This window comes from Hymenobacter ginkgonis (genome assembly GCF_009755225.1).
Lineage (GTDB): Bacteria > Bacteroidota > Bacteroidia > Cytophagales > Hymenobacteraceae > Hymenobacter > Hymenobacter ginkgonis.
Map to the genome: position 1 here is coordinate 833,214 of NZ_WQKZ01000002.1, position 19,540 is coordinate 852,753.

The 19,540-nt window shown below is 61.0% G+C and carries 14 protein-coding genes, 1 tRNA gene and 1 riboswitch; of the genes, 6 read left to right on the forward strand and 9 right to left on the reverse strand.

Annotated features, from left to right (window positions below; genetic code table 11):
- Window positions 1-15: 15 nt before the first annotated feature.
- From GO988_RS09360 to metF, 3 genes are all read left to right on the forward strand, one after another.
- Window positions 16-1,494, forward strand: a complete 1,479-nt coding sequence (locus GO988_RS09360; RefSeq protein WP_157564516.1) for an SGNH/GDSL hydrolase family protein — start codon at window positions 16-18, stop codon at window positions 1,492-1,494.
- 140 nt (window positions 1,495-1,634) lie between these two features.
- A riboswitch (SAM riboswitch) is annotated at window positions 1,635-1,743 on the forward strand.
- Window positions 1,744-1,819: 76 nt separating this feature from the next.
- Window positions 1,820-5,650, forward strand: coding sequence for a methionine synthase (metH, locus tag GO988_RS09365; protein ID WP_157564518.1), 3,831 nt, complete (start codon window positions 1,820-1,822; stop codon window positions 5,648-5,650).
- A gap of 166 nt (window positions 5,651-5,816) precedes the next feature.
- A complete protein-coding gene (gene metF, locus GO988_RS09370; RefSeq protein WP_157564520.1) occupies window positions 5,817-6,794 on the forward strand; it encodes a methylenetetrahydrofolate reductase [NAD(P)H] in 978 nt (325 codons plus the stop codon).
- 66 nt (window positions 6,795-6,860) lie between these two features.
- Here metF and GO988_RS09375 read toward each other — a convergent pair whose 3' ends face one another.
- Window positions 6,861-7,601 carry a tetratricopeptide repeat protein gene (locus GO988_RS09375; protein WP_157564523.1) on the reverse strand — a complete coding sequence of 247 codons (741 nt, stop codon included), beginning with the start codon at window positions 7,599-7,601 and terminating at the stop codon, window positions 6,861-6,863.
- 124 nt (window positions 7,602-7,725) lie between these two features.
- On the reverse strand, window positions 7,726-8,037 hold the full coding sequence (locus GO988_RS09380) for an ASCH/PUA domain-containing protein (RefSeq protein ID WP_157564525.1): 312 nt from the start codon (window positions 8,035-8,037) through the stop codon (window positions 7,726-7,728).
- Between the two features lie 172 nt (window positions 8,038-8,209).
- Here GO988_RS09380 and GO988_RS09385 point away from each other — a divergent pair, with 172 nt between their 5' ends.
- Window positions 8,210-9,097 (forward strand): alpha/beta hydrolase, encoded by an 888-nt coding sequence (locus tag GO988_RS09385; protein WP_157564528.1) that lies wholly within the window; start codon window positions 8,210-8,212, stop codon window positions 9,095-9,097.
- Between the two features lie 201 nt (window positions 9,098-9,298).
- On the opposite strand, the gene GO988_RS09390 is transcribed toward GO988_RS09385, so the two are convergent.
- From GO988_RS09390 to GO988_RS09405, 4 genes are all read right to left on the reverse strand, one after another.
- Entirely contained in the window at window positions 9,299-11,431 is a 2,133-nt protein-coding gene (locus tag GO988_RS09390) for a prolyl oligopeptidase family serine peptidase (RefSeq protein ID WP_157564530.1), read from the reverse strand.
- A 114-nt stretch (window positions 11,432-11,545) separates the two neighbouring features.
- A complete protein-coding gene (locus GO988_RS09395) occupies window positions 11,546-12,037 on the reverse strand; it encodes a methylated-DNA--[protein]-cysteine S-methyltransferase (protein ID WP_157564532.1) in 492 nt (163 codons plus the stop codon).
- Between the two features lie 106 nt (window positions 12,038-12,143).
- Window positions 12,144-13,337, reverse strand: coding sequence for an amine oxidase (locus GO988_RS09400; protein WP_157564534.1), 1,194 nt, complete (start codon window positions 13,335-13,337; stop codon window positions 12,144-12,146).
- A 43-nt stretch (window positions 13,338-13,380) separates the two neighbouring features.
- Complete coding sequence (locus tag GO988_RS09405; RefSeq protein WP_157564536.1) at window positions 13,381-14,304, reverse strand: cation diffusion facilitator family transporter; 924 nt, start codon at window positions 14,302-14,304, stop codon at window positions 13,381-13,383.
- A gap of 471 nt (window positions 14,305-14,775) precedes the next feature.
- On the opposite strand from GO988_RS09405, the gene GO988_RS09410 reads away from it, so the two are divergent.
- Window positions 14,776-16,464: a DUF5723 family protein gene (locus GO988_RS09410; RefSeq protein WP_157564538.1), complete on the forward strand. Its 1,689-nt coding sequence runs from the start codon at window positions 14,776-14,778 to the stop codon at window positions 16,462-16,464.
- 22 nt (window positions 16,465-16,486) lie between these two features.
- Here the strand turns inward: GO988_RS09410 and GO988_RS09415 are convergent, their stop codons facing one another.
- Window positions 16,487-17,593 (reverse strand): glycoside hydrolase 5 family protein, encoded by a 1,107-nt coding sequence (locus GO988_RS09415; protein ID WP_198172602.1) that lies wholly within the window; start codon window positions 17,591-17,593, stop codon window positions 16,487-16,489.
- A gap of 281 nt (window positions 17,594-17,874) precedes the next feature.
- Window positions 17,875-17,947: transfer RNA gene (locus GO988_RS09420), tRNA-Thr, on the reverse strand.
- Between the two features lie 144 nt (window positions 17,948-18,091).
- Here GO988_RS09420 and GO988_RS09425 point away from each other — a divergent pair.
- Window positions 18,092-18,532, forward strand: coding sequence for a hypothetical protein (locus tag GO988_RS09425; RefSeq protein WP_157564540.1), 441 nt, complete (start codon window positions 18,092-18,094; stop codon window positions 18,530-18,532).
- 17 nt (window positions 18,533-18,549) lie between these two features.
- Here the strand turns inward: GO988_RS09425 and GO988_RS09430 are convergent, their stop codons facing one another.
- Complete coding sequence (locus tag GO988_RS09430) at window positions 18,550-19,452, reverse strand: S66 peptidase family protein (protein ID WP_157564542.1); 903 nt, start codon at window positions 19,450-19,452, stop codon at window positions 18,550-18,552.
- Window positions 19,453-19,540 lie beyond the last annotated feature (88 nt).

Sequence of the window (19,540 nt, forward strand, 5' to 3'; positions counted from 1 at the left end):
GTCTTTTTCCTACCCATGACTACTTTACGCTTTACCCCCAAAGCTGCCCGGCCCGCGCTGGCGCTGCTGGGCCTGGGCCTCGTTGGGCTGGCGGGCTGCCAGTCTGATATCAACTCTTCGGCTCCGGCGCCCTCGGCCGGCTCGGCCAATTTCACCCGCTACATCGCGGTAGGCAACTCGCTCACGGCAGGCTATGCAGACGATGGCCTGTACCTCGAAGGCCAGCTGAACTCTTACCCCAACATCCTGGCCCAGCAGTTTGCCCAAGTAGGCGGCGGCGCCTTCACGCAGCCGCTCTTTACCACGGCCCAGGCCAACGGCTCGGGCTACCTGCGCCTAACAGGCTTCACGGCCACTGGCTCGCCCATCACGGCCAGAGTTCCGGGCAATGCGGGCCGGACAACGCCTACCGCCGCGCCGTATACCAAGTACACCGACGCGATAAATAACCTCGGCGTGCCCGGCATCCGACTGGCCGATATCCAAACTCCGGGCTACGGTAGTGTACTGGGCAACCCGTATTTCGAGCGCATTACGCCCGATGCCACGCCGTTGCAATCCTATTTTCAGCGCGTAAAAGCGGAGGTAGCATCGGCTACGTTCTTCACCTGCTGGTTGGGCAATAACGACGTGCTGGGCTATGCCACCAGCGGCGGCTCGGCGCAAAACGCCAGCAATACCAACCTAGCTACCCCGCCCGCCAATACTATCACGCGCACCGATAGCTTCAACCTAAAGGCCATTCGGATTATCAACGCGCTGACTGCTAACAATGCCAAGGGCGTGGTAAGCAATATTCCGGACGTAACCGGGATTCCGTTTTTCACGACCGTTGGCCCGGTGGTTAAAGCTACGCTGACGGCCAAGAGCGTGCCCGGTATGGTCATTCTCACCGGGGGCAACCCCGGCGCGGCAACTTCGGGCAACCGCAAGCAGATTACTACCGCCGACATCCGCGACGCCAGCGGCGGGCGGCAGTTGTTCACGCTTACTTCGTCGAACTTCATTCCGCTGGTGGGCACAGCCACGGGGCGGCCCTGGAAGTATATCTACGGCCAAACTGGCCTGCCGGCCGCTGGCTTCGGCAGCTACCTGACCAGCTTCGCTATAGACACTACCCAGCTGTTCGGGGTGACGGCCGGTAATCCCATTCCAAGCGCCTTTGTGCTGGATGATGCCGAGCAAACGGTTGTAGCCACCGCCACCACGGCCTACAATACTTCCCTACAAAACGCCGCCAATGCCAAAGGCCTGGCGTTCTTCGATGCTAACGCCTATTTCCGGACCATCGCTTCCAACGGCTACGCGACCAATGGTGTCAACAATTCGGCCAACTTCATTTCGGGCAACCTTTTCTCGCTCGACGGTGTGCACCCCACGCCCCGCGGCTACGCGCTCGTAGCCAACGAGATTATCAAGACCATCAATGCTAAATACGGCGCTACGCTGCCACAGGTGAACGCCAACGATTACCGCGGCGTACTGTTCCCGTAAGCAGCCGCTCGGCTTAGCTGACAAGCTAAAGGCGCCTTCCCACAGCGGGAGGGCGCCTTTTTTGTGGGTTTAACCTTAAGCTAGGGGGTAGGGGCTTACTTTTTAGGGAAGTGCGGCCAGCCGTTGTATCTTCGTAGCTGCTGCTATCCAGAAAGACCGAGGGACCAGGCCCGATGACGTCTTGGCAACCGCCTTTGGGCCGGTGCCAACTCCTGTTCGGCCACGTTAGTGGGTCGAAGAAGATATCAGCCGGAACCTGCGCCGCCCGGCGCGGCTTTCTTTCTGGATAGGAGCCCTTGCTCCCGCCTTTGCCTCCCGAAAGAATATGTCCGCCGCCACGCTTGCTACCCCCTTCGTCACGCCCGACCCCGCCAGCATTTCGCCGCTGCCCGCGCTTATGCGCCAGCGCCTGCTGATTCTGGATGGCGCCATGGGCACCATGATTCAGCGCTACCCGCTGGAAGAAGCAGACTTTAGGGGCACCCGTTTTGCCGACCACCCGCGCCCGCTGCGCGGCAACAACGACCTGCTGAGCCTCACGCGGCCCGACATCATCCGGGCCATTCACGCGGAGTACTTTGAGGCCGGCGCCGACATGGCAGAAACCAATACGTTCTCGGGCACCACCATTGCGCAGGCCGACTACGCGCTGGAGCACGTGGTGTATGAACTCAACTACGAGTCGGCACGCCTGGCCCGCGAGGTAGCCGACGAGTACACGGCCCGCACGCCTGCGCAGCCGCGCTTCGTGGCCGGCGCCATCGGGCCCACCAACCGCACGGCTTCGCTGTCGCCCGACGTCAACCGCCCCGGCTTCCGCGCCGTGACGTTTGATGAACTGGCTGCTGCTTATTTGGAGCAAACCCGCGGCCTCGTGGACGGCGGCGTGGATGCACTGCTCATCGAAACCATCTTCGACACGCTCAACGCCAAGGCGGCCTTATTTGCGGTGCAGCAGTTCTTCAACGAGGGGGGTAGGCAAGTGCCCGTTATGATTTCGGGCACCATCACCGATGCCTCGGGCCGCACCCTGAGCGGGCAAACGGTGGAAGCGTTCTGGCATAGTATCAAGCACTTGCCCTTGCTGAGTGTGGGCCTCAACTGCGCGCTCGGCGCCGACCAGCTGCGCACCTACGTGCGCGAGCTGGCCCGCCTGGCCGATGTGCCCGTTTCGGCCTACCCCAACGCCGGCCTGCCCAACGCCTTCGGCGGCTACGACGAGTCGGCCCAGGAATTTGCGGCTTTGGTCGAAGACTACTTAAAGGAGGGTTTGCTGAATGTGGTAGGGGGTTGTTGTGGCACTACCCCCCAGCACATTGCCGAGCTAAAAAAGCTGGCTGACCAGTACGGCCCCCGTGCCGTGCACGCCGCGCAGCTACACCCCGATGCTCCCGTGGCCCCCACCGACGCGCTAGTAGACGACGAACAAACCTCAGTGTCGTCGCTGGCGTTGGGCGGGGGCGGCGAGCGCCTGGCCAAAGGCACTACCCACCTCGCCGGGCTCGAGCCCTTTAACATCACCCCGGCCAGCCTGTTCGTCAACATCGGCGAGCGCTGCAACGTGACCGGCTCGCGCGCCTTTGCGCGGCTCATTCGCTCGGGCGACTACGAAGCGGCCCTGGCCGTGGCCCGCGCCCAGGTAGAGGGCGGCGCGCAGGTGCTCGACATTAACATGGACGAGGGCATGCTCGACTCGGAGGCCGTGATGACGACCTTCCTGCACCTCATTGCTTCGGAGCCCGACATTGCCCGGCTGCCGCTCATGATAGACTCGTCGAAGTGGACGGTGCTTGAGGCGGGCCTCAAGTGCGTGCAGGGCAAGAGCATCGTCAATTCCATTTCGCTCAAGGAAGGCGAGGACCGTTTCCGGCACTACGCCCGGCTAGTGCGCCAGTACGGCGCGGCGGTGGTCGTAATGGCCTTCGACGAAGACGGCCAGGCTGACAGCTACGAGCGGCGCATTGAAATCTGCCAACGCTCGTATGACATTCTGGTAAAGGAACTTAACTTCCCAGCTGAAGACATCATCTTCGACCCCAATATCCTCACTGTGGGCACTGGCCTGGAGGAGCACCGCAACTACGCGCTCGACTTTATTGCGGCCGTGAAGTGGATAAAGGAGCATTTGCCCGGCTGCCGCACCAGCGGGGGGGTAAGCAATATTTCGTTCTCGTTTCGGGGCAACGACGTGGTGCGCGAGGCCATGCACGCGGCCTTCCTCTACCACGCCATCCGGGCGGGGCTGGATATGGGCATCGTAAACGCCGGCCAGCTGGCGGTGTACGACGAGATTCCGAAAGACCTGCTCGAACTCTGCGAAGACGTGCTGCTCAACCGCCGCGCCGACGCCACCGAGCGCCTCGTAGACTTTGCCGAAACGGTGAAGCAGAAGGGCAAAGTAGAGGTAGTAGCCGACGCCTGGCGCAGCCTACCCGTGCAAGAGCGCCTGCAACACGCGCTGGTACGCGGCATCACCGAGTTTATTGACCAAGACACTGAGGAAGTGCGCCAGCAAGTAGGCCGCCCCCTTGATGTGATTGAAGGCCCGCTAATGGCCGGCATGAACGTAGTCGGCGACCTGTTTGGGGCCGGCAAAATGTTTCTGCCGCAGGTAGTGAAGTCGGCCCGCGTAATGAAAAAAGCCGTGGCCTATTTGCAGCCCTATCTGGAAGCCGAGAAGGAAGGCGCTGCCCGCCAAACGGCCGGTAAAATCTTGCTGGCTACCGTGAAAGGCGACGTGCACGACATCGGCAAAAACATCGTGGGCGTGGTGCTGGCCTGCAACAACTTCGAGATTGTGGACCTCGGCGTGATGGTGCCGCTCGAGCGCATCCTCGACGAAGCCCAAAAGCAAGGCGCCGATATTATTGGCCTCAGCGGCCTCATCACGCCCTCGCTCGATGAGATGGTGTACGTGGCGCGCGAAATGGAAAAGCGCAAGCTGCAAGTGCCGCTGCTCATTGGCGGTGCCACTACTTCGCGCCTGCACACAGCTGTAAAAATTGCGCCCAGCTACAGTGGGTCAGCAGTTTATGTGAATGATGCGTCGCGCTCGGTGGGGGTAGCGGCTAGCCTGCTCGGCTCGGGCAAGGAGGCGTACACCCAAACTATCCGCGATGAATACCAAGTGCTGCGCGAAGACCACGCCGGCCGCCAGCGCGACAAGAACTACCTAAGCATCGAGGCGGCCCGCGCCAACGGCTTCCGGGCCGATTGGGAAACCACGCCCATCACCAAGCCCAGCTTCTTGGGCACGCAGGTGCTCGACAACTACCCACTGGAGGAGCTGGCGCAGTACATCGATTGGACGCCCTTCTTCCACACCTGGGAGTTGAAGGGCCGCTACCCCCGCATTTTAGAAGATGCCAACCTCGGCGAGGCGGCCCGCAAGCTCTTTGAAGATGCGCAGGTGATGCTAGCCGAAGTTATTGCCAGCAAGAGCCTTACGGCCCGCGCCGTGCTGGGCTTCTGGCCGGCCAATACCCAGGGCCACGATACCATCGAAATCTACGAAGACGACACTCGCCAGCAGGTGCGCGACGAGTTTTTCACGCTACGCCAGCAAAGCGAAAAGGCGCCCGGTGTGCACAACGTAGCTTTCTCCGACTACCTCGCGCCCAAGGAAACTGGCCGCGCCGACTACCTCGGCGGCTTCGCCGTAACGGCCGGCCTGGGCATCGAAAAGCTGATTGAGAAGTACGAGGCCGACCACGACGACTACTCCAGCATTATGATAAAGGCGCTGGCCGACCGCCTCGCCGAGGCCTTTGCCGAGCGCTTGCACCAGCGCGTGCGCGAGGAGTTTTGGGGCTACTCGCCCAATGAAAACCTAAGCGGCGAGGAGCTAATTAAGGAAGTGTACCGCGGCATCCGGCCCGCGCCGGGCTACCCCGGCTGCCCCGACCACACCGAGAAAATTACGCTTTTCCGGCTGCTGGATGCGGAAAACCAAACGGGCATCATCCTCACCGAAAACCTGGCGATGTACCCTACGGCCGCGGTTAGCGGCATGTATTATGCGCACCCCGCGGCTAGCTACTTCGGCCTGGGCAAAATTGGCCGCGACCAAGTAGTCGATATCGCCGAGCGCAAAGGCATGCCGCTGCCCGAATTGGAGCGTTGGCTGATGCCGAATTTGAACTACGACCCGCAGTAATTACGCACCCACTCCAGCTGTCATGGCGCGCCTGCGAAGCAATCACCCGCGAACGATACTTACCTGAGAACGTTCTAAAGCGATTGCCTCGCAAGCTCGCCATGACCAACGATTTTTGCTCCAAAGATTATCAGGCGCGAACTCGCAGAGTGCGTGCTGTTTAGCAATGAAAGTAACTGAACACCTGCGCCGCGCCGACGGTAAAACCCTCTTTTCCTTCGAGGTCCTACCCCCCCGCAAGGGCGAAAATATCCACACGCTGTTCTCGAATATCGAGCCGCTGATGGAATTCAAGCCGCCGTTTATCGACGTGACCTACCACCGCGAGGAGTTTGTGCTGCGCGAGCGGCCGGGCGGGCTTTTGCAGCGCAAGGCGGTGCGCAAGCGGCCGGGCACGGTAGGCATTTGCGCGGCCATCAAAAATCGCTTTGATGTCGATACCGTGCCGCATCTCATTTGCGGCGGCTTCGCCAAAGAAGAAACCGAGAACGCCCTGATTGACTTGCACTTCCTGGGCATCGACAACGTGCTGGCCCTGCGCGGCGACCCTATTAAGAGCGAGGGCCACTTCCAGCCGCACCCCGACGGCCACACCTACGCCTGCGACCTCATCGGCCAGATTGCGGAGCTTAACCACGGCCGCTACCACGACCACGACGAACAGTACCAGCCCGCCGGCGCCGAGCCCGTGCTGTGTACCGACTTTTGCATTGGTACCGCTGGCTACCCCGAAAAGCACTTCGAGGCGCCCAACCACGGCTCCGACATTCGCTTTTTGAAGGAGAAAATTGACCGCGGCGCCGACTACATCGTGACGCAGATGTTCTTCGACAACGAGGAGTTCTTCAAGTTTGAGAAGCGCTGCCGCGACGCGGGCATCACGGTGCCCATCATCCCCGGCCTCAAGCCGCTGACTACCAAAAGCCAGCTTACGGCCCTACCCCGCGCATTTTTCCTGAGCATCCCGGAGGCGCTTTCCGAAGCCATTCACCAGACTAAGGATAATGCTGCCGCCCGCGAAGTAGGCATCGAGTGGTGCCTTAACCAAAGCCGTGAGTTGATGGCCCACGGCGTGCCTTGCCTGCACTACTATAGCATGGGCAAGTCGGAAGCCATCCGGCGCGTAGCGGCAGGGTTATTTTAACGTAGTTGCTTGCAAAAGAACGTCATGCTGAGCCTACGAAGCATGACGTTCTTTTGCTTTTAGTGCTTATTTGAACTTGCCCTCCGGGTCGGGCAGCTTGGCCATGAGCTGGGTTAGGAAGCCAAAATCGAGGCTGGTGAGGTTGATATTCTGGCCCTTGTGCACGTCGTTCCAGGCGCTGGCGTAATCTTCCTGGAAGTAGTGAATGCGCGCCTGGGTTTGCCAGGCGTTGGCGTTGGTGGCATCGGCCAGCAGGGCGCGCTGCACGTAGTCGCTGGCCAGGGTTAGGTCTTTCTTCTTTTTAGTCTGCTCGTAGCGGCTGAGGGTCGTGGTAGCCGCATCGGTGAGCAGGCGCGAATCGGTGGGTGCCACAGCCAGGCCTTGCAGCAGGAGCGCCTGCACGGCTTCGGGCGGGGTGTTTTCGCGCTGGCTCAGCAGCACCGCCAGGCCGCGGTAGGGGTCGGGGTTTTTAGGGTCGAGCACCCAAGCCAAGTTAAAGCGTACCACCGCCGTATCGGGCTGGTTTTCGGTCAGGTATTCGAAGCCCTTGTTGCTGAAAAACTTACTGGCCTCGGCCCGCGAAGCAAAACTGCGGTCCACATCGGCCAGCACAGCCGCCCCAATAGCCTGCTGGGCCTGGGCCGGCGCCAGGCCACCCAGCAAAGGCTGCAAGCGCTGCGGCCCGGAAGGGGGGGGTAGGGCTTTGCCTTTTTTCTGGGCGTGCGCGGGCAGGCTCAGGGCGGCGCTTAGCAATAGAAGCAGGGTGCCGCGCCCAATGCGCGGGCGGAAGTCAAACCGAAAAGACACAGACTAGCGAAAATAAAAGAAGTAAAAAAGCCTCCTGCCCGGTGGGGTAGAAGGCAAAAATAACGCGGGGCCTGCCGAAAAGTAGCGAACCCGATTTTTTAACAAAACGATAAAGCCAATTGGCTTACCACAGGCGGGTATCGGTGATGCCGGCTGGCAAGGGGGGTAGGCTGCCGAGGCCGAGCACGCACCAGCCTTCTTCGACGCCAAAGGCGCCGCCTTGCAGCACGTGGCTAACCCAGCGCAGCAGGGTTTGGCCGCTGTAGGTACGGGTGTCGGGGTCATATTCGCGGATGAGCAGGGCGTCACCGACCTGGAAATCAGCGTCGTTTTCGCGCACGTCGAAAGGTTTGGTGCCGGCCGAAACGGCCGAAAAGCAAGTAGGCCAGAGCTGAAGCTCGTGCGTGCGATGGCGGGCAGTGGTGATGGTAGACATAGGGGAAGCGGTGTATCGAGACATGGGATAAGGGACGATAACGGAAGTCGGTTTTCTCTAAGTTACAAAGAAAAAATCATAATTAGCCTTCCCCGTCCAATTTTGTGCCAACTTCATTGGGCCGACTGGCGTTAGGGCACTGCCGCGTAGCCGGCCTCTTTTTCTGCGTTTTATGAAGCTTTTCTTTCGCCTGCTGGCCTTGCCGCCATTGGCTTTGCTGCTGGCGGCCGTGGTGCTGTTGGCCCACGAGCAGGCCGTGGCCAGCGCCAGCCGCCGCGTGGCCAATGTAGCCTACGTGGCGGCCACGGCCCCCGATTTTGACCCCCAAAACCACCGGCTCGACATTTACCAACCCAAAAAAGCCGCTGCGCCCCGGCCGGTGGTGCTGTTCATTCATGGCGGCAGCTGGAACAGCGGCAGCAAAGACAACCTGCTGTACCGCGCCATCGGCCGGCGGCTGGCCAAGCAAGGCTTCGTGGGCGTGGTGATTAGCTACCGGCTGTCGCCGCAGGCGCTGGTGCCCGCGCAGGCCGACGACTGCGCCCGTGCCCTGGCCTGGACGGTGGCCCACATCAAAGAATATGGCGGCGACCCGGCCCGCATCGTGCTCATGGGCCACTCGGCGGGCGGGGGGCTGGCCGCGTTGCTGGCTACCGGCTCCGACACGCTGCTGGCTAAGCACGGTCTACCCCGCACCGCGGCCCACGCCGTGCTGCTCGACGACCCAGCCGGGCTCGACATGCTCACGTACTTGCAAAAGCAAGAGTACGAGGGCGATGCGCAATACTTGATTCCCTTCACCCGCGACCCGGCGGTGTGGCGGCAGGCCTCGGCGCTGTACCACGTGCGGGCCGGCGCGCCGCCCTATAGTATTTATATCGGCGGCGAAACCTACCCGAGTATCAGCAGCAGCGGCGAGCGGTTTCGGCAGCAGCTTACGCAGCTGGGCCAGCCGCCCAAATACACCATTTTGCCCGGCAAAAAGCACGTGGGCATGGTTACGCAGCTGTTTTTTGAAAGCAATGAGCTGTATGCGGAGTTGAAAAGGCTGGCGCAGTAGCTAGCCTCATGCCCTACCTCACCCCCTACCCCCTCTCCTTGGGGAGAGGGGAGCCACGGCGGCGCAGTCGTGGAATCGTCCGGTTTCTCTCTCCCTAAGGAGAGGGGTAGGGAGTGCGGTAAATCATTGGCGCAAGCCACAAAAAAGGCCATCTGCTCGTGCAGATGGCCTTTTTTGACAGTTAAACAACTAGAACAGCTTCTACTGAGGCAGCGGGTACTTTACGCCCATGTTCTCAAATAGAAAGGCCCATTTGTCCGTCTGTTCGCTGATGACCTGGGCCGTGGAGCGACCCGCCCCGTGGCCGGCCTTGGTTTCGATGCGGATGAGCACCGGGGCTGGGCCCTGCTGGTCTTCCTGCAAGCGCGAAGCAAACTTGAAGGAGTGCGCGGGCACCACGCGGTCGTCGTGGTCGGCGGTGGTGATGAGGGTAGCGGGGTACACGGCCGGCTTGAGGGCGTGGTAGGGTGAGTACTTGTAGAGGTACTGGAACATCTCGGGCGAGTCTTGGGCCGTGCCGTAGTCGTAGGCCCAGCCCGCGCCGGCCGTAAACTGGTTGTAGCGCAGCATGTCCATCACGCCTACCGCGGGGAAGGCTACTTTAAATAGCTCGGGGCGCTGGCTCATGGTGGCGCCCACGAGCAGGCCACCGTTCGAACCGCCCGAAATGGCGAGGTAGTCCTTCGACGTATAGTTGTTTTTAATCAAATATTCAGCCGCCGCGATGTAGTCGTCGAACACGTTCTGCTTCTGGAGCTTGGTGCCGGCATTGTGCCAGCTTTCGCCGTACTCGCCGCCGCCGCGCAGGTTGGGCACGGCATACACGCCGCCATTTTCGAGCAAGATGATATTGGAAGTGCTGAAGTTCGGCGTCACACTGATGTTGAAGCCGCCGTAGGCGTAGAGGAGGGTAGGGTTTTTGCCGTTCAACACCAACCCCTTCTTATAAGTGAGCAGCATCGGGATGCGCGTACCGTCCTTGGAGTTGTAAAACACCTGCTTCGACTCATACTTGCTGGGGTCGAACTGCACGCCGGCCTTCTTATACACGCTCGAGGTGCCACTGGCCAGGTCGTATTTGAAAATAGTGGGCGGGTAGGTGTACGAGGTAAAGGTGTAGTACGTCTCCTTATCCAGCTTTTTGCCGCCAAAGCCGCCGGCCGTGCCTACCCCCGGCAATTGGATGGTGCGCAGCTTCTTGCCGGCCATATCGTATTCTTCTACCAGCGAGGTGGCGTCCTTGAGGTAGGTAGCGAAAATGCGGCCGCCTACCGTGTTGATGTCCAGTACGTTCTTAGACTCCGGAATCAAGTCTTTCCAGTTGGCTTGCTTGGGCGCGGCGGCGTCCACGGTCACGAGCCGGTGGTTGGGGGCGTTGTAGTTGGTTTGGATGTAGAGCTTGCTGCCCATGTTGTCCACCACCTGGTTGATACTTTTCTCGTCGGGCACCATGTTCACGATGGCGCTGCCGGGCTTGCTCAAATCTTGCAGATACAGCTTGTTGCCGGTAGTGGTATTGGCGGCCGAAATGATGAGGAAGTGCTCGTCTTCCGTCACGTGGGCCCCGATGTAGCGGTTAGGGTCCTTCTCGCCCCCAAAAATCAGCTTATCGGTGCTTTGGGGCGTGCCCAGCTGGTGGTAATAGAGCTTGTGAATCTGGGTTTTACCGGCCAGTTGGCTGCCCGCCTTGGGCTTGTCGTAGCTGCTGTAGTAGAAGCCCGCGTTGCCTTTCCAGGCCAAGCCCGAAAACTTCACGTCCTTGAGCGTGTCGCCCACGATGGACTTATCGGCCGTACGCAGCACAATCACCTTGCGCCAGTCGGAGCCGCCCTCCGAAATTTGGTAGGCCGCCAGGCTGCCATCGTGGGTAAACTCGATGCCGGCCAGCGACGTAGTGCCGTCCTTCGAGAAAGTGTTGGGGTCGAGAAATACCTCCGGCGCGGCGGTGCCCAACTGGCGGTACATCACGTATTGGCTTTGCAAGCCTGTGTTTTTAGAAAAATACGTGTACTTACCCTCTTTGGTAGGTGCCGAGTATTTCTCGTAGTTCCAGAGTTTGGTGAGGCGGTCGCGGATGGCATCGCGGTACGGAATCTTGCTCAGGTAGTCCTGCGTCACCTTGTTTTCGGCTTGCACCCAGGCTTTGGTGTCAGCCGCCTGGTCGTTTTCGAGCCAGCGGTAAGGGTCGGCTACCTTGGTGCCAAAGTAAGTGGTTGTGGTGTCCACCTTCCGCGTCTGCGGGTAGGGTAGGGGCTTGTTACTGGCAAGCGTTTGGGCGCCTGCCGAACCGGCTGCCAGCAAGGCCAGCGCCGCCAAGGAAAAAAGCTGTTTCATAAAAAAACAAGAAGTAAGGACCGTAAAGTAAAGCGTTTGCCGCGAAATAGGCATTAAAAAAGGAATGCCTTGCACTGCAGGGCATTCCTTTTTTACGTCTAAGGAAAGCGGTGCCTACCCAAAGAGTCCGCCTTGCTGCTCAGGTTGCTCGAAGGCCAGCAGCCAGCGCTTGCGCACTAGCCCGCCCGCGTAGCCCGTGAGCGAGCCATTGGCCCCAATCACGCGGTGGCAGGGCCACACGATGGCCAGCGGGTTTTGGCCATTGGCAGCGCCCACTGCGCGCACGGCTTTAGGGTTGCCGAGCAGCTTGGCCACATCAAGGTACGAAGCGGTGCGGCCGTGCCCTACCCCCTTCAAAGCAGCCCACACCTGCCGCTGAAAGTCGGTGCCCGTAAGCGGCACGCAGGTTACTGAAAAGTCGCGCAGTTCGCGGCCGAAGTACGCCAGTAGCTGCTGGTGCGCGTCGCGCAGGCAGGCGGGCACTGCCGCCGACGCCGTGGGCGCGGGCGACTCCTGGTCGAGGAACTGCACGGTATGTAGGCCGGCATCGGAGCCGGTGATGGCCAGCATGCCGAGGGGCGAGTACAAATGGGCAATGGCTTCCATAAGGCAATGGGCTAGGGTAGCTACTGCTCGCAAGGTAGCGCAAAAGCCAAAAAGCGCGCTGCTTACCCCGATGGTTAAGGCAAGCAGCGCGCAGATTAATAGCTGCTTAGCTCACCAGCAGGCGGCGCTTTTCTTTGGGGTAGGCGGCCTGTACCATGGCCTGCGCTTCGCGCAGGGCCACGGCGCTGGGCTCGTGCAAGATGCGGCGCGGCGGGCCATCGGGCCGCAGCTCGGCATCCCAGAGGCCCGAGCGGTGCCAGTGGTCGAGGTGGTCCCAGTCGGGGCGGTCTATCAGGGGGTAGAGGCACACGCCCAGCAGCGGCAGGCCCATCTGCAACGCTTTGGCGCACTCCTGGCCAATCATGTGCCACCACAGCGGCCGGTCTACGCCGGGATGGCTGGTTTCGGTGACCACGAAGGGGCGCTTGTAGCGCTTATGTGCCTGGCGCAGCAATTCGCTCAGCGGCACCCAGCGGGGGTCCATCACGGGGTCGTTCCAGCCCAGGTGGCGGTGCGGGTGCAGCTGCCACTGGTTGTCGTAGTAGTAATTGAAGCCCACAATATCGAGTAGGCTTTCGTGGCCGCCTAGCTCGGGGCACATCAGGCCCGCCAGAATATCGGTGGCCTGAAACTGGTCGCGGTGCATGCGGCGGGCTTCGCGCTGGTGGCTCACCCAAGGGTTGGGCGGCGGCACAATGTTTACGAGGGGCTCGGTGCTGAGAAAGCGAATGCTCGGGTCGGCCTCGCGCAGGGCCCAGCTACCCTCGATGTAGGCGCGCATTAGGCCATATTTCACTTCCCAGCCCTGGCCTACGCAGTAGGGCGAAGTGCCGCGGGCATCGCCACCAAGCCACGACATAAAACTCACCTCATTAATGGGCGTCACGATGAGCGTGCCCTCGGGTCGCTGGGAGCGGTAAAAATCTACAAACGCTCGGCAGAGAGCGGCAAAGCGCCGGGCAAACATGGGGTGCAGCGGCGTAAGGTCGTCGGGGTAGCCGAAGTGGCACAAGTCCCACACTTGCTGGATGCCGTGGCGCTGGCCCGCGTCGAGCATAGTTTTCACGGTGCTCCAGTCGTACTGGTAAGGCGTTTTCTCTACAAAGGCCCAGCGAATGCCCTCGCGCACCGTTTTCACGTCGAACTGCGCTAAGTCGATGTAGTCTTGGTCGAGGAGGGGTAGGTGGCCGGTGAGGGGCAGAAAATCGACGCGGTTGCCAAAGGCGTTGAGCTGGTCGGTGCATTCATAGCCGCCCCACCAAAATGATTCGAATGGGCTATCAGTCAAATTTGCTTTCATAAATAGAAGTTCTATAAGAAGTTACTAATTGAAAAAGCCGCGCTTATGTGCGGCCTTCCAATGATTTTGCTTCAATAAAAATGCGTTTGAACTCGGGGTGCGCCGCGCGAATGGCGTTTTGCACGGCCACCACAGCCTGCTCGACCTGGGTCGCCGTGAGGTGGTCGTCGAAGTCTACATCGAGGGCCAGCATCACATCATCCGGGGCCAGGTACATGGTTAGGGGCGGGCGCACGGTGGTGACGCCCGGCGTTTGGCGGGCCAAATCCTGCACCTGCTGCGTGGTGGCCTCGTTCACGCCCTCACCGATGAGCAGCGCCTTGGTGCGCGACACTAGCAGCACGGCCACGCCCATCAGCAGCAGGCCGATGATGATGGAAGCTCCGCCGTCGAATAGCGGATTATTCAGTAAATGACCGAAATAAACGCCTAGCAACGCGATGACGAGGCCCGCCACGGCAGCGGCGTTCTCCAGCACCGAGGCAAAAACGGCCGGGTCGCGGCTGGTGCGCAGCGTGTGCCAGAAGCTGCTACTCGCCGCCTGCTTCTCCAGCAGGGCGCGTAGCGCCAGCACTAGCGCGGCGGCCTCAAACAGGATAGAAACGCCCAGTACAATGTAATTCCAGAGCGGATTGGTAAGTGGCTCGGGGTGCTCTAGGTGCTTGATGCCTTCGTAGAAAGACATGCCGCCGCCAATGGCGAAGATGAGCACGGCTACAATCAACGCCCAGAAATACAGCTCTTTGCCATGGCCGAAGGGGTGCTGCGCATCGGCGGGGCGCTGGCTGCGGCTTATGCCATACAGCAGCAGGCCGCCGTTGCCGGTGTCAACCAGCGAGTGGATGCCCTCGGAGAGCATAGCCGACGAGCCAGTGATGTAGGCCGCCACAAATTTGCTGACGGCGATGGCTACGTTGGCCGCGATGCCGCCGTAGAGGGAGAGTTTGGAAGAAGAGGATGCTGACATGCGAAGCCTGAGTGTACGCCGCTCGGCAAGTTGGGGTTGGCCCAGCCAGCACACCGGGCAGCGGCCCCGCGAAAGTACGGGGGTAGGGCTGGCTCAAAAACTATGGGATGCCAACTGCCAACCGACGGCAGGCAGGCCAAAGCCCGGCATCGCTCGCCTACCCCTCAAGAAGCCGGGCAGCTTCCCCACTTTCCCAGCCTAAAAGGGTAAGCTGCGAAATAACGCAGCTAGCGGCTCGGTTCAGCCAACAACCGATTCAAATAATCCTAAACCAAGTCCTAGTGCTAAAACGAATATTTCCTTACCTATCAAGCAGTATGCTGCGGTACTTTGCGGAGAAGAAATAGGTATAAAAACCTAAAATCTACCCACTAGCGGGTATTGTAAACGGTAAGGAGGGGTAGGAGATTTGCGCTATTGGTGCTGTGGCTTTGGAAGTTACCAGGTGCGGCAACTTTTTTCCGCAAGTCTATGATACTACACGTTACCCTCAGCCGAGGGGCGGCCCTCGCGTGGCTGCTACCCGGCTTATTAGTGGTTGGTGCTGGGCGCCCTGCCGCCGCTCAGGGCTGGTTGGGCATTTCGCAAAGCAACTACGGTGGCACCAACAGCGCCTACCTCAACCCCAGCGCCATTGCCGACTCGCGCTACCGCGCCTACCTCAACTTAGGGGCGGCGGGCGGCAATTTCAACAATACCTACCTGCAGCTCGACCTCGACAAGCGCCCTTGGGAGAACGGCTTTTCGCTGAAAAAAGAAAACCTGAACGAGCAGCATAACAGCCGCGCTACCCAAGATGCCAGCCTCACAGCCGAAGTGCGGCTGCCCTCGCTGCTGGTGGCGCTGGGGCCACGCTCGGCCGTGGCCCTCACCAGCCGGGTGCGGGGCTTTGTGCAGGCCACCGGGGTAAGCACGGCGCTGGCCCAACTGGCGCGCTACGGCCTAGGCGACGCGTTCAAGCTGGGCTTGGCCAACAAGGTGCTCGATGATAACCGCTTCGTGCTCAACGTGAACTCGTACCACGAATTTGCGGCTACCTACGCCCGCACCTTTACCCCTACTACTACCCACTTCTTCAAGGGCGGCCTTACCCTGAAGTACTTGGTGGGGCTGGGCGGCGGCTACGTGCAGAACGAGGGCACCCGCTACCAGGTGCTAGATAAGAACACGATTGAGCTGCAAACCCGCCAGCTCAGCTACGGCCTCACCGACTACAAGCTGTATGGCGAATCGGGCTTCCGCGTGGGTTCGCTGTATGGCAGCCAGCAGCTGGGCCGCGGCTATGGCGCCGACTTGGGCGTGACCTACGAATGGCGGCCCGAGTCGGAAAGCTACACCTATGACTTGGATGGCGCCACCCACCCCGACGATACCCGCAACAAGTACCGCCTGCGCTTGGGCGCGGCCCTCACCGACCTGGGCGCCCTGCGCTACAGCGGCGACCAGCGCGTGCGCCAGGGCCAGCTGGCCAATGCCAAGACGGTGCAGTTAGCCCAGCTGGATACCTTGCAATTCAAGACGTTGCAATCGGTCGAGAACACCGTGCAGCGCCTGGTGGGCCTCAGTAGCGCAGGGCGCGAATTCACGACCTATTTGCCGGCCGCGCTGCGCCTCACGGCCGACTACCGCCTAGGCGGCCCGCTGTATGCGGGCCTGCTCTGGACCCAAAACCTGCTGCCTGCCCGCACCATTGGCAGCCGCACGCTTAGCCTGCTGGCCCTCACGCCGCGGGCCGAATTTAGCAAATTTGAACTGGCAGTGCCGTTGGTGCTGGCCGATAACTACCGGCGGTTTCAGGTGGGGGCCATGGTGCGCGTGGGGCCGCTCGTGCTGGGCTCCGACAACCTGGGCGGGCTGCTGGGCATTACCACGGCCACGGGGGCCGACGTTTACTTTGGCTTGGCCCTGGCGCTGCGGCGCCACCGCCCCAAAGACCGCGACGGCGATGGCGTAAGCGACCGCTACGATAAGTGCCCCAAGCAAAAAGGCTCGTGGGCAACCCGCGGCTGCCCGCTGCCCGTGCTTATTCCGGCCGAGGCGCCTACCCCCCCCGACGCAGCCCCGGCCGGAACCATGCCCGCCGAAACCGTTCCGGCGGCACCCGCTGAAACGCCGCCTACCCCCGCCCCGGCCGAGTCGACACCCGCACCGCGGCCCTAGTGCTTCCTGGCCTTATAGTGCGCTAGTTGGTGTTTAGCTTTTTAATGAGGTCTACCTCCTCCTGGCGGTAAGGGGTGCCATCGCGACGAAATATTTCGTGAAACCACTCAGTAGGTTCGCTGCCATCGGCCAGGGGCGTGTCCCAAGCGTACTTGGTGTTGGTTTTGCCATCAACGAGGCCCCAGTTGATGGCGGCCACGTGGTACTGCTTCAGCAAAGGCAAGATGTTGGTAAAGCGCGAGTTGCGGGGGCGCGCCATGTACTCGGTGCACAGCAGCGGCCGGCCGTGGGTGGCCAGCAACTCGATAACGCGCTGGTGGGCCGGGGCCTCGTCGTAGTTGTGGTAGGTAATAATATCGGAGTGCGTCGCCTGAAAAGTGTTCAGCACCTCGAAGCCCCAGTTCCAGAGGCCGGCGCTCAGTGGCTGCTCGGGGCGAGCGGCGCGGGCCCAGGCAAAGGTGTTGCGCAGCAGCGGCAGCGAGGCCAGCCCTTTATTCGAATTGCCCGGCTCGTTGTATAAGTCCCACAATAAGATGCGTTTATCGTGCCCAAAGCTGGTGAGCATATCCGTTACGTAGGGCCGCAGGCCCATGAAAGTAGCCGAGTCGCGCGAGGCAGGCTCACCAGGGTCCTGCATCCACCCCGAGTTGTGAATGCCGGTTTTGGGTGCGGGCTGCGGCCCTAGCTTAGGGTTGTTGTTCCAGCAATCATCAAAGAGCACAAAAATGGTCTGGATGTGGTGCTTATCGGCCAAAGCAAGGTAGCTGCCCACGCGCTGCTTAAAGCCCGCCGGGTCGGCTTGCCACACCAAATGGTGCAGAAACACGCGCATCGTATTGAAGCCCACGCCTTGGGCATACCCCAACTCGCGGTCAATAGTTGGCGCGTCGAAGGTGGCTGCCTGCCACATTTCGAGCTGATTGATGGCCGTGCTGGGGATGAAATTGGCTCCCGTTGGCCAGGGGTGGGCCCGGTACCAAGCATTGGCTTTGGCCGCGGGCCAGCGCTCGTCGGGCTGAGCCAGCAGGGTAGGCGCGCTGCCCTTGGTTTTGGTTTTGACTTTTTGAGCGTGGCTGGCCGGTGCGCCAAGCAGCGTTAAGCCGAGCAGCAGGAGCAGAATTTTCTTCATGCGCAAAAATGAGGAAAAAGTACGTGGCAATTATACGTATTTCCCTGAGTATCGGCGCTTAACTTGATTTGCCAAAAGGCACCTTCACGAATCTTTGGCGGCCCGCACCTAGCAGTAGCTTGTGCGCTATAGGCCGGCGAAAGCCGCTTGGAAAACAACGAGGCCCTTTACGTGCGAATTTGCGGGGGCCGCGTACCCAGCTTAAGGCCGGCTAGCGGGCCATCTTACGGAAACAAAAAAACCGCTTGGGAGGAAGCGGTTTTTTGTTTGCTCTGAGACTGAGCCGATTATTGGACTCGAACCAACGACCTGCTCATTACGAATGAGCTGCTCTACCAGCTGAGCTAAATCGGCGTTTCCCGGCGTGGCTTTGCAGCCGGGGGTGCAAATATACACTGCTGCATCGTAGCGGCGCAACCCTACCCCCGGAATTTTGCGCAACCTAGCGGCCCGCTATTCGTCTGAGAAATTGCTTGGCTTCGGGCCGGCGTGCCTGTTATGAAATTATTGCCTTCCCTCGCCGCCGGCTTTGCCGGGGCTACTGCCCTCACCGTGCTGCACGAAGTGGCACGCCACCTCCGCCCCCATGACGCGCCCCGCATGGATGTGCTCGGCGAACGCGGCTTGCGCAAGCTGCTGGGCTTGGCCGATGCGCCGCAGCCTGACCATGCCACCGCCTACGTGGCTACAATGGCCGGCGATATTCTCAGCAATGGCCTGTACTTCAGTTTGGTAGGAAGCGGCCGGCATAGCCTGCGGCGAGGCCTGCTGCTGGGCGTGGCGGCGGGGGTAGGCGGCGTGGTGCTGCCCGGCCCGCTGGGCCTGGGCGAAGCTCCCAGCAACCGCACTACCCAAACCAAAGCCATGACGGTGGCCTGGTACACGGTAGGCGGGCTAGTAGCCGGCGCCCTGGCACAGGCGCTGCGCAAAAGCAGGTAGTGGTGTTCCAGCAGTCTTTAGCAGCTGAGCTGGCTGCCGGTCGGGCTCACGGTTAGCGTAGCGCGGCGGCCCACCACGAGGGCCTGGTTATCAGCCTCGTGGCCCACTGGAAAGTGGTAGCCTACCGGAAACTGGTAGCGCTGGGCGTAGTAATTGATAATCTCGTAGGCATTTTGGCCGAAGGGTACGGCATTGTCGTGCATCTCCGAAAAGTGGCCTACTACCAGCCCGGCTAACCCGGCGAGTTGGCCGCTGCGGTGCAAATGCAGCAGCATGCGGTCGATGTGGTAGAGGTACTCGTCGAGGTCTTCCAGAAAAAGAATGCGGCCCGCAAAGCTGGCCTGCGAGCTGGTACCTGTGATGGTGTGCAGCAGGCTTAAGTTGCCGCCCACCAGCTCGCCCGTGGCAGTGCCGGGGCGGTTGAGGGGGTAGGCGGGGGCTTCGTAAGTGGCTGGCTCGCCAAACAAAGCGGCGCGCAGGCTGGCCACGGCGGCCTCGCCGCCGGCTTGGCCGTACAGCGCGGGCATCACACCATGAATGCTTTGGTAGCCTAGGCGTAGCAAGTGGCTGTTTAACACCGTGATATCAGAGAAGCCCGCCACCCACTTGGGGCTTTCGGCAAAGCGACTGAAATCCAGCTCATCGACTAGGCGCGCGGTGCCGTAGCCGCCGCGGGCGCACAAAATGGCCCGAATGCTGGGGTCGTCGAGCTGGCGCTGAAAGTCGCGGCGGCGCAGGGCATCGTCGCCGGCAAACTGGTGGCTGGCCGCGCCAATACTTTCGCCCTGCACTACTTCCAGGCCCCAATCGGTTAGGGTTCGGCTGGCGAAGTCGATTTCGGCCGCCGTGGTTTTGCGCGCCGTACTCACGATGGCGACGCGCTGGCCGGGTTGGAGAAAAGGCGGGGCGATGGCAGGCATAAGCACAGGTTAAATGTGCCTGCAAATAACAGCTGCGGCCCGTAGCTGCCCTCCACTACCCCTAAAGTCCAAAACCCGCTAGGGGCTT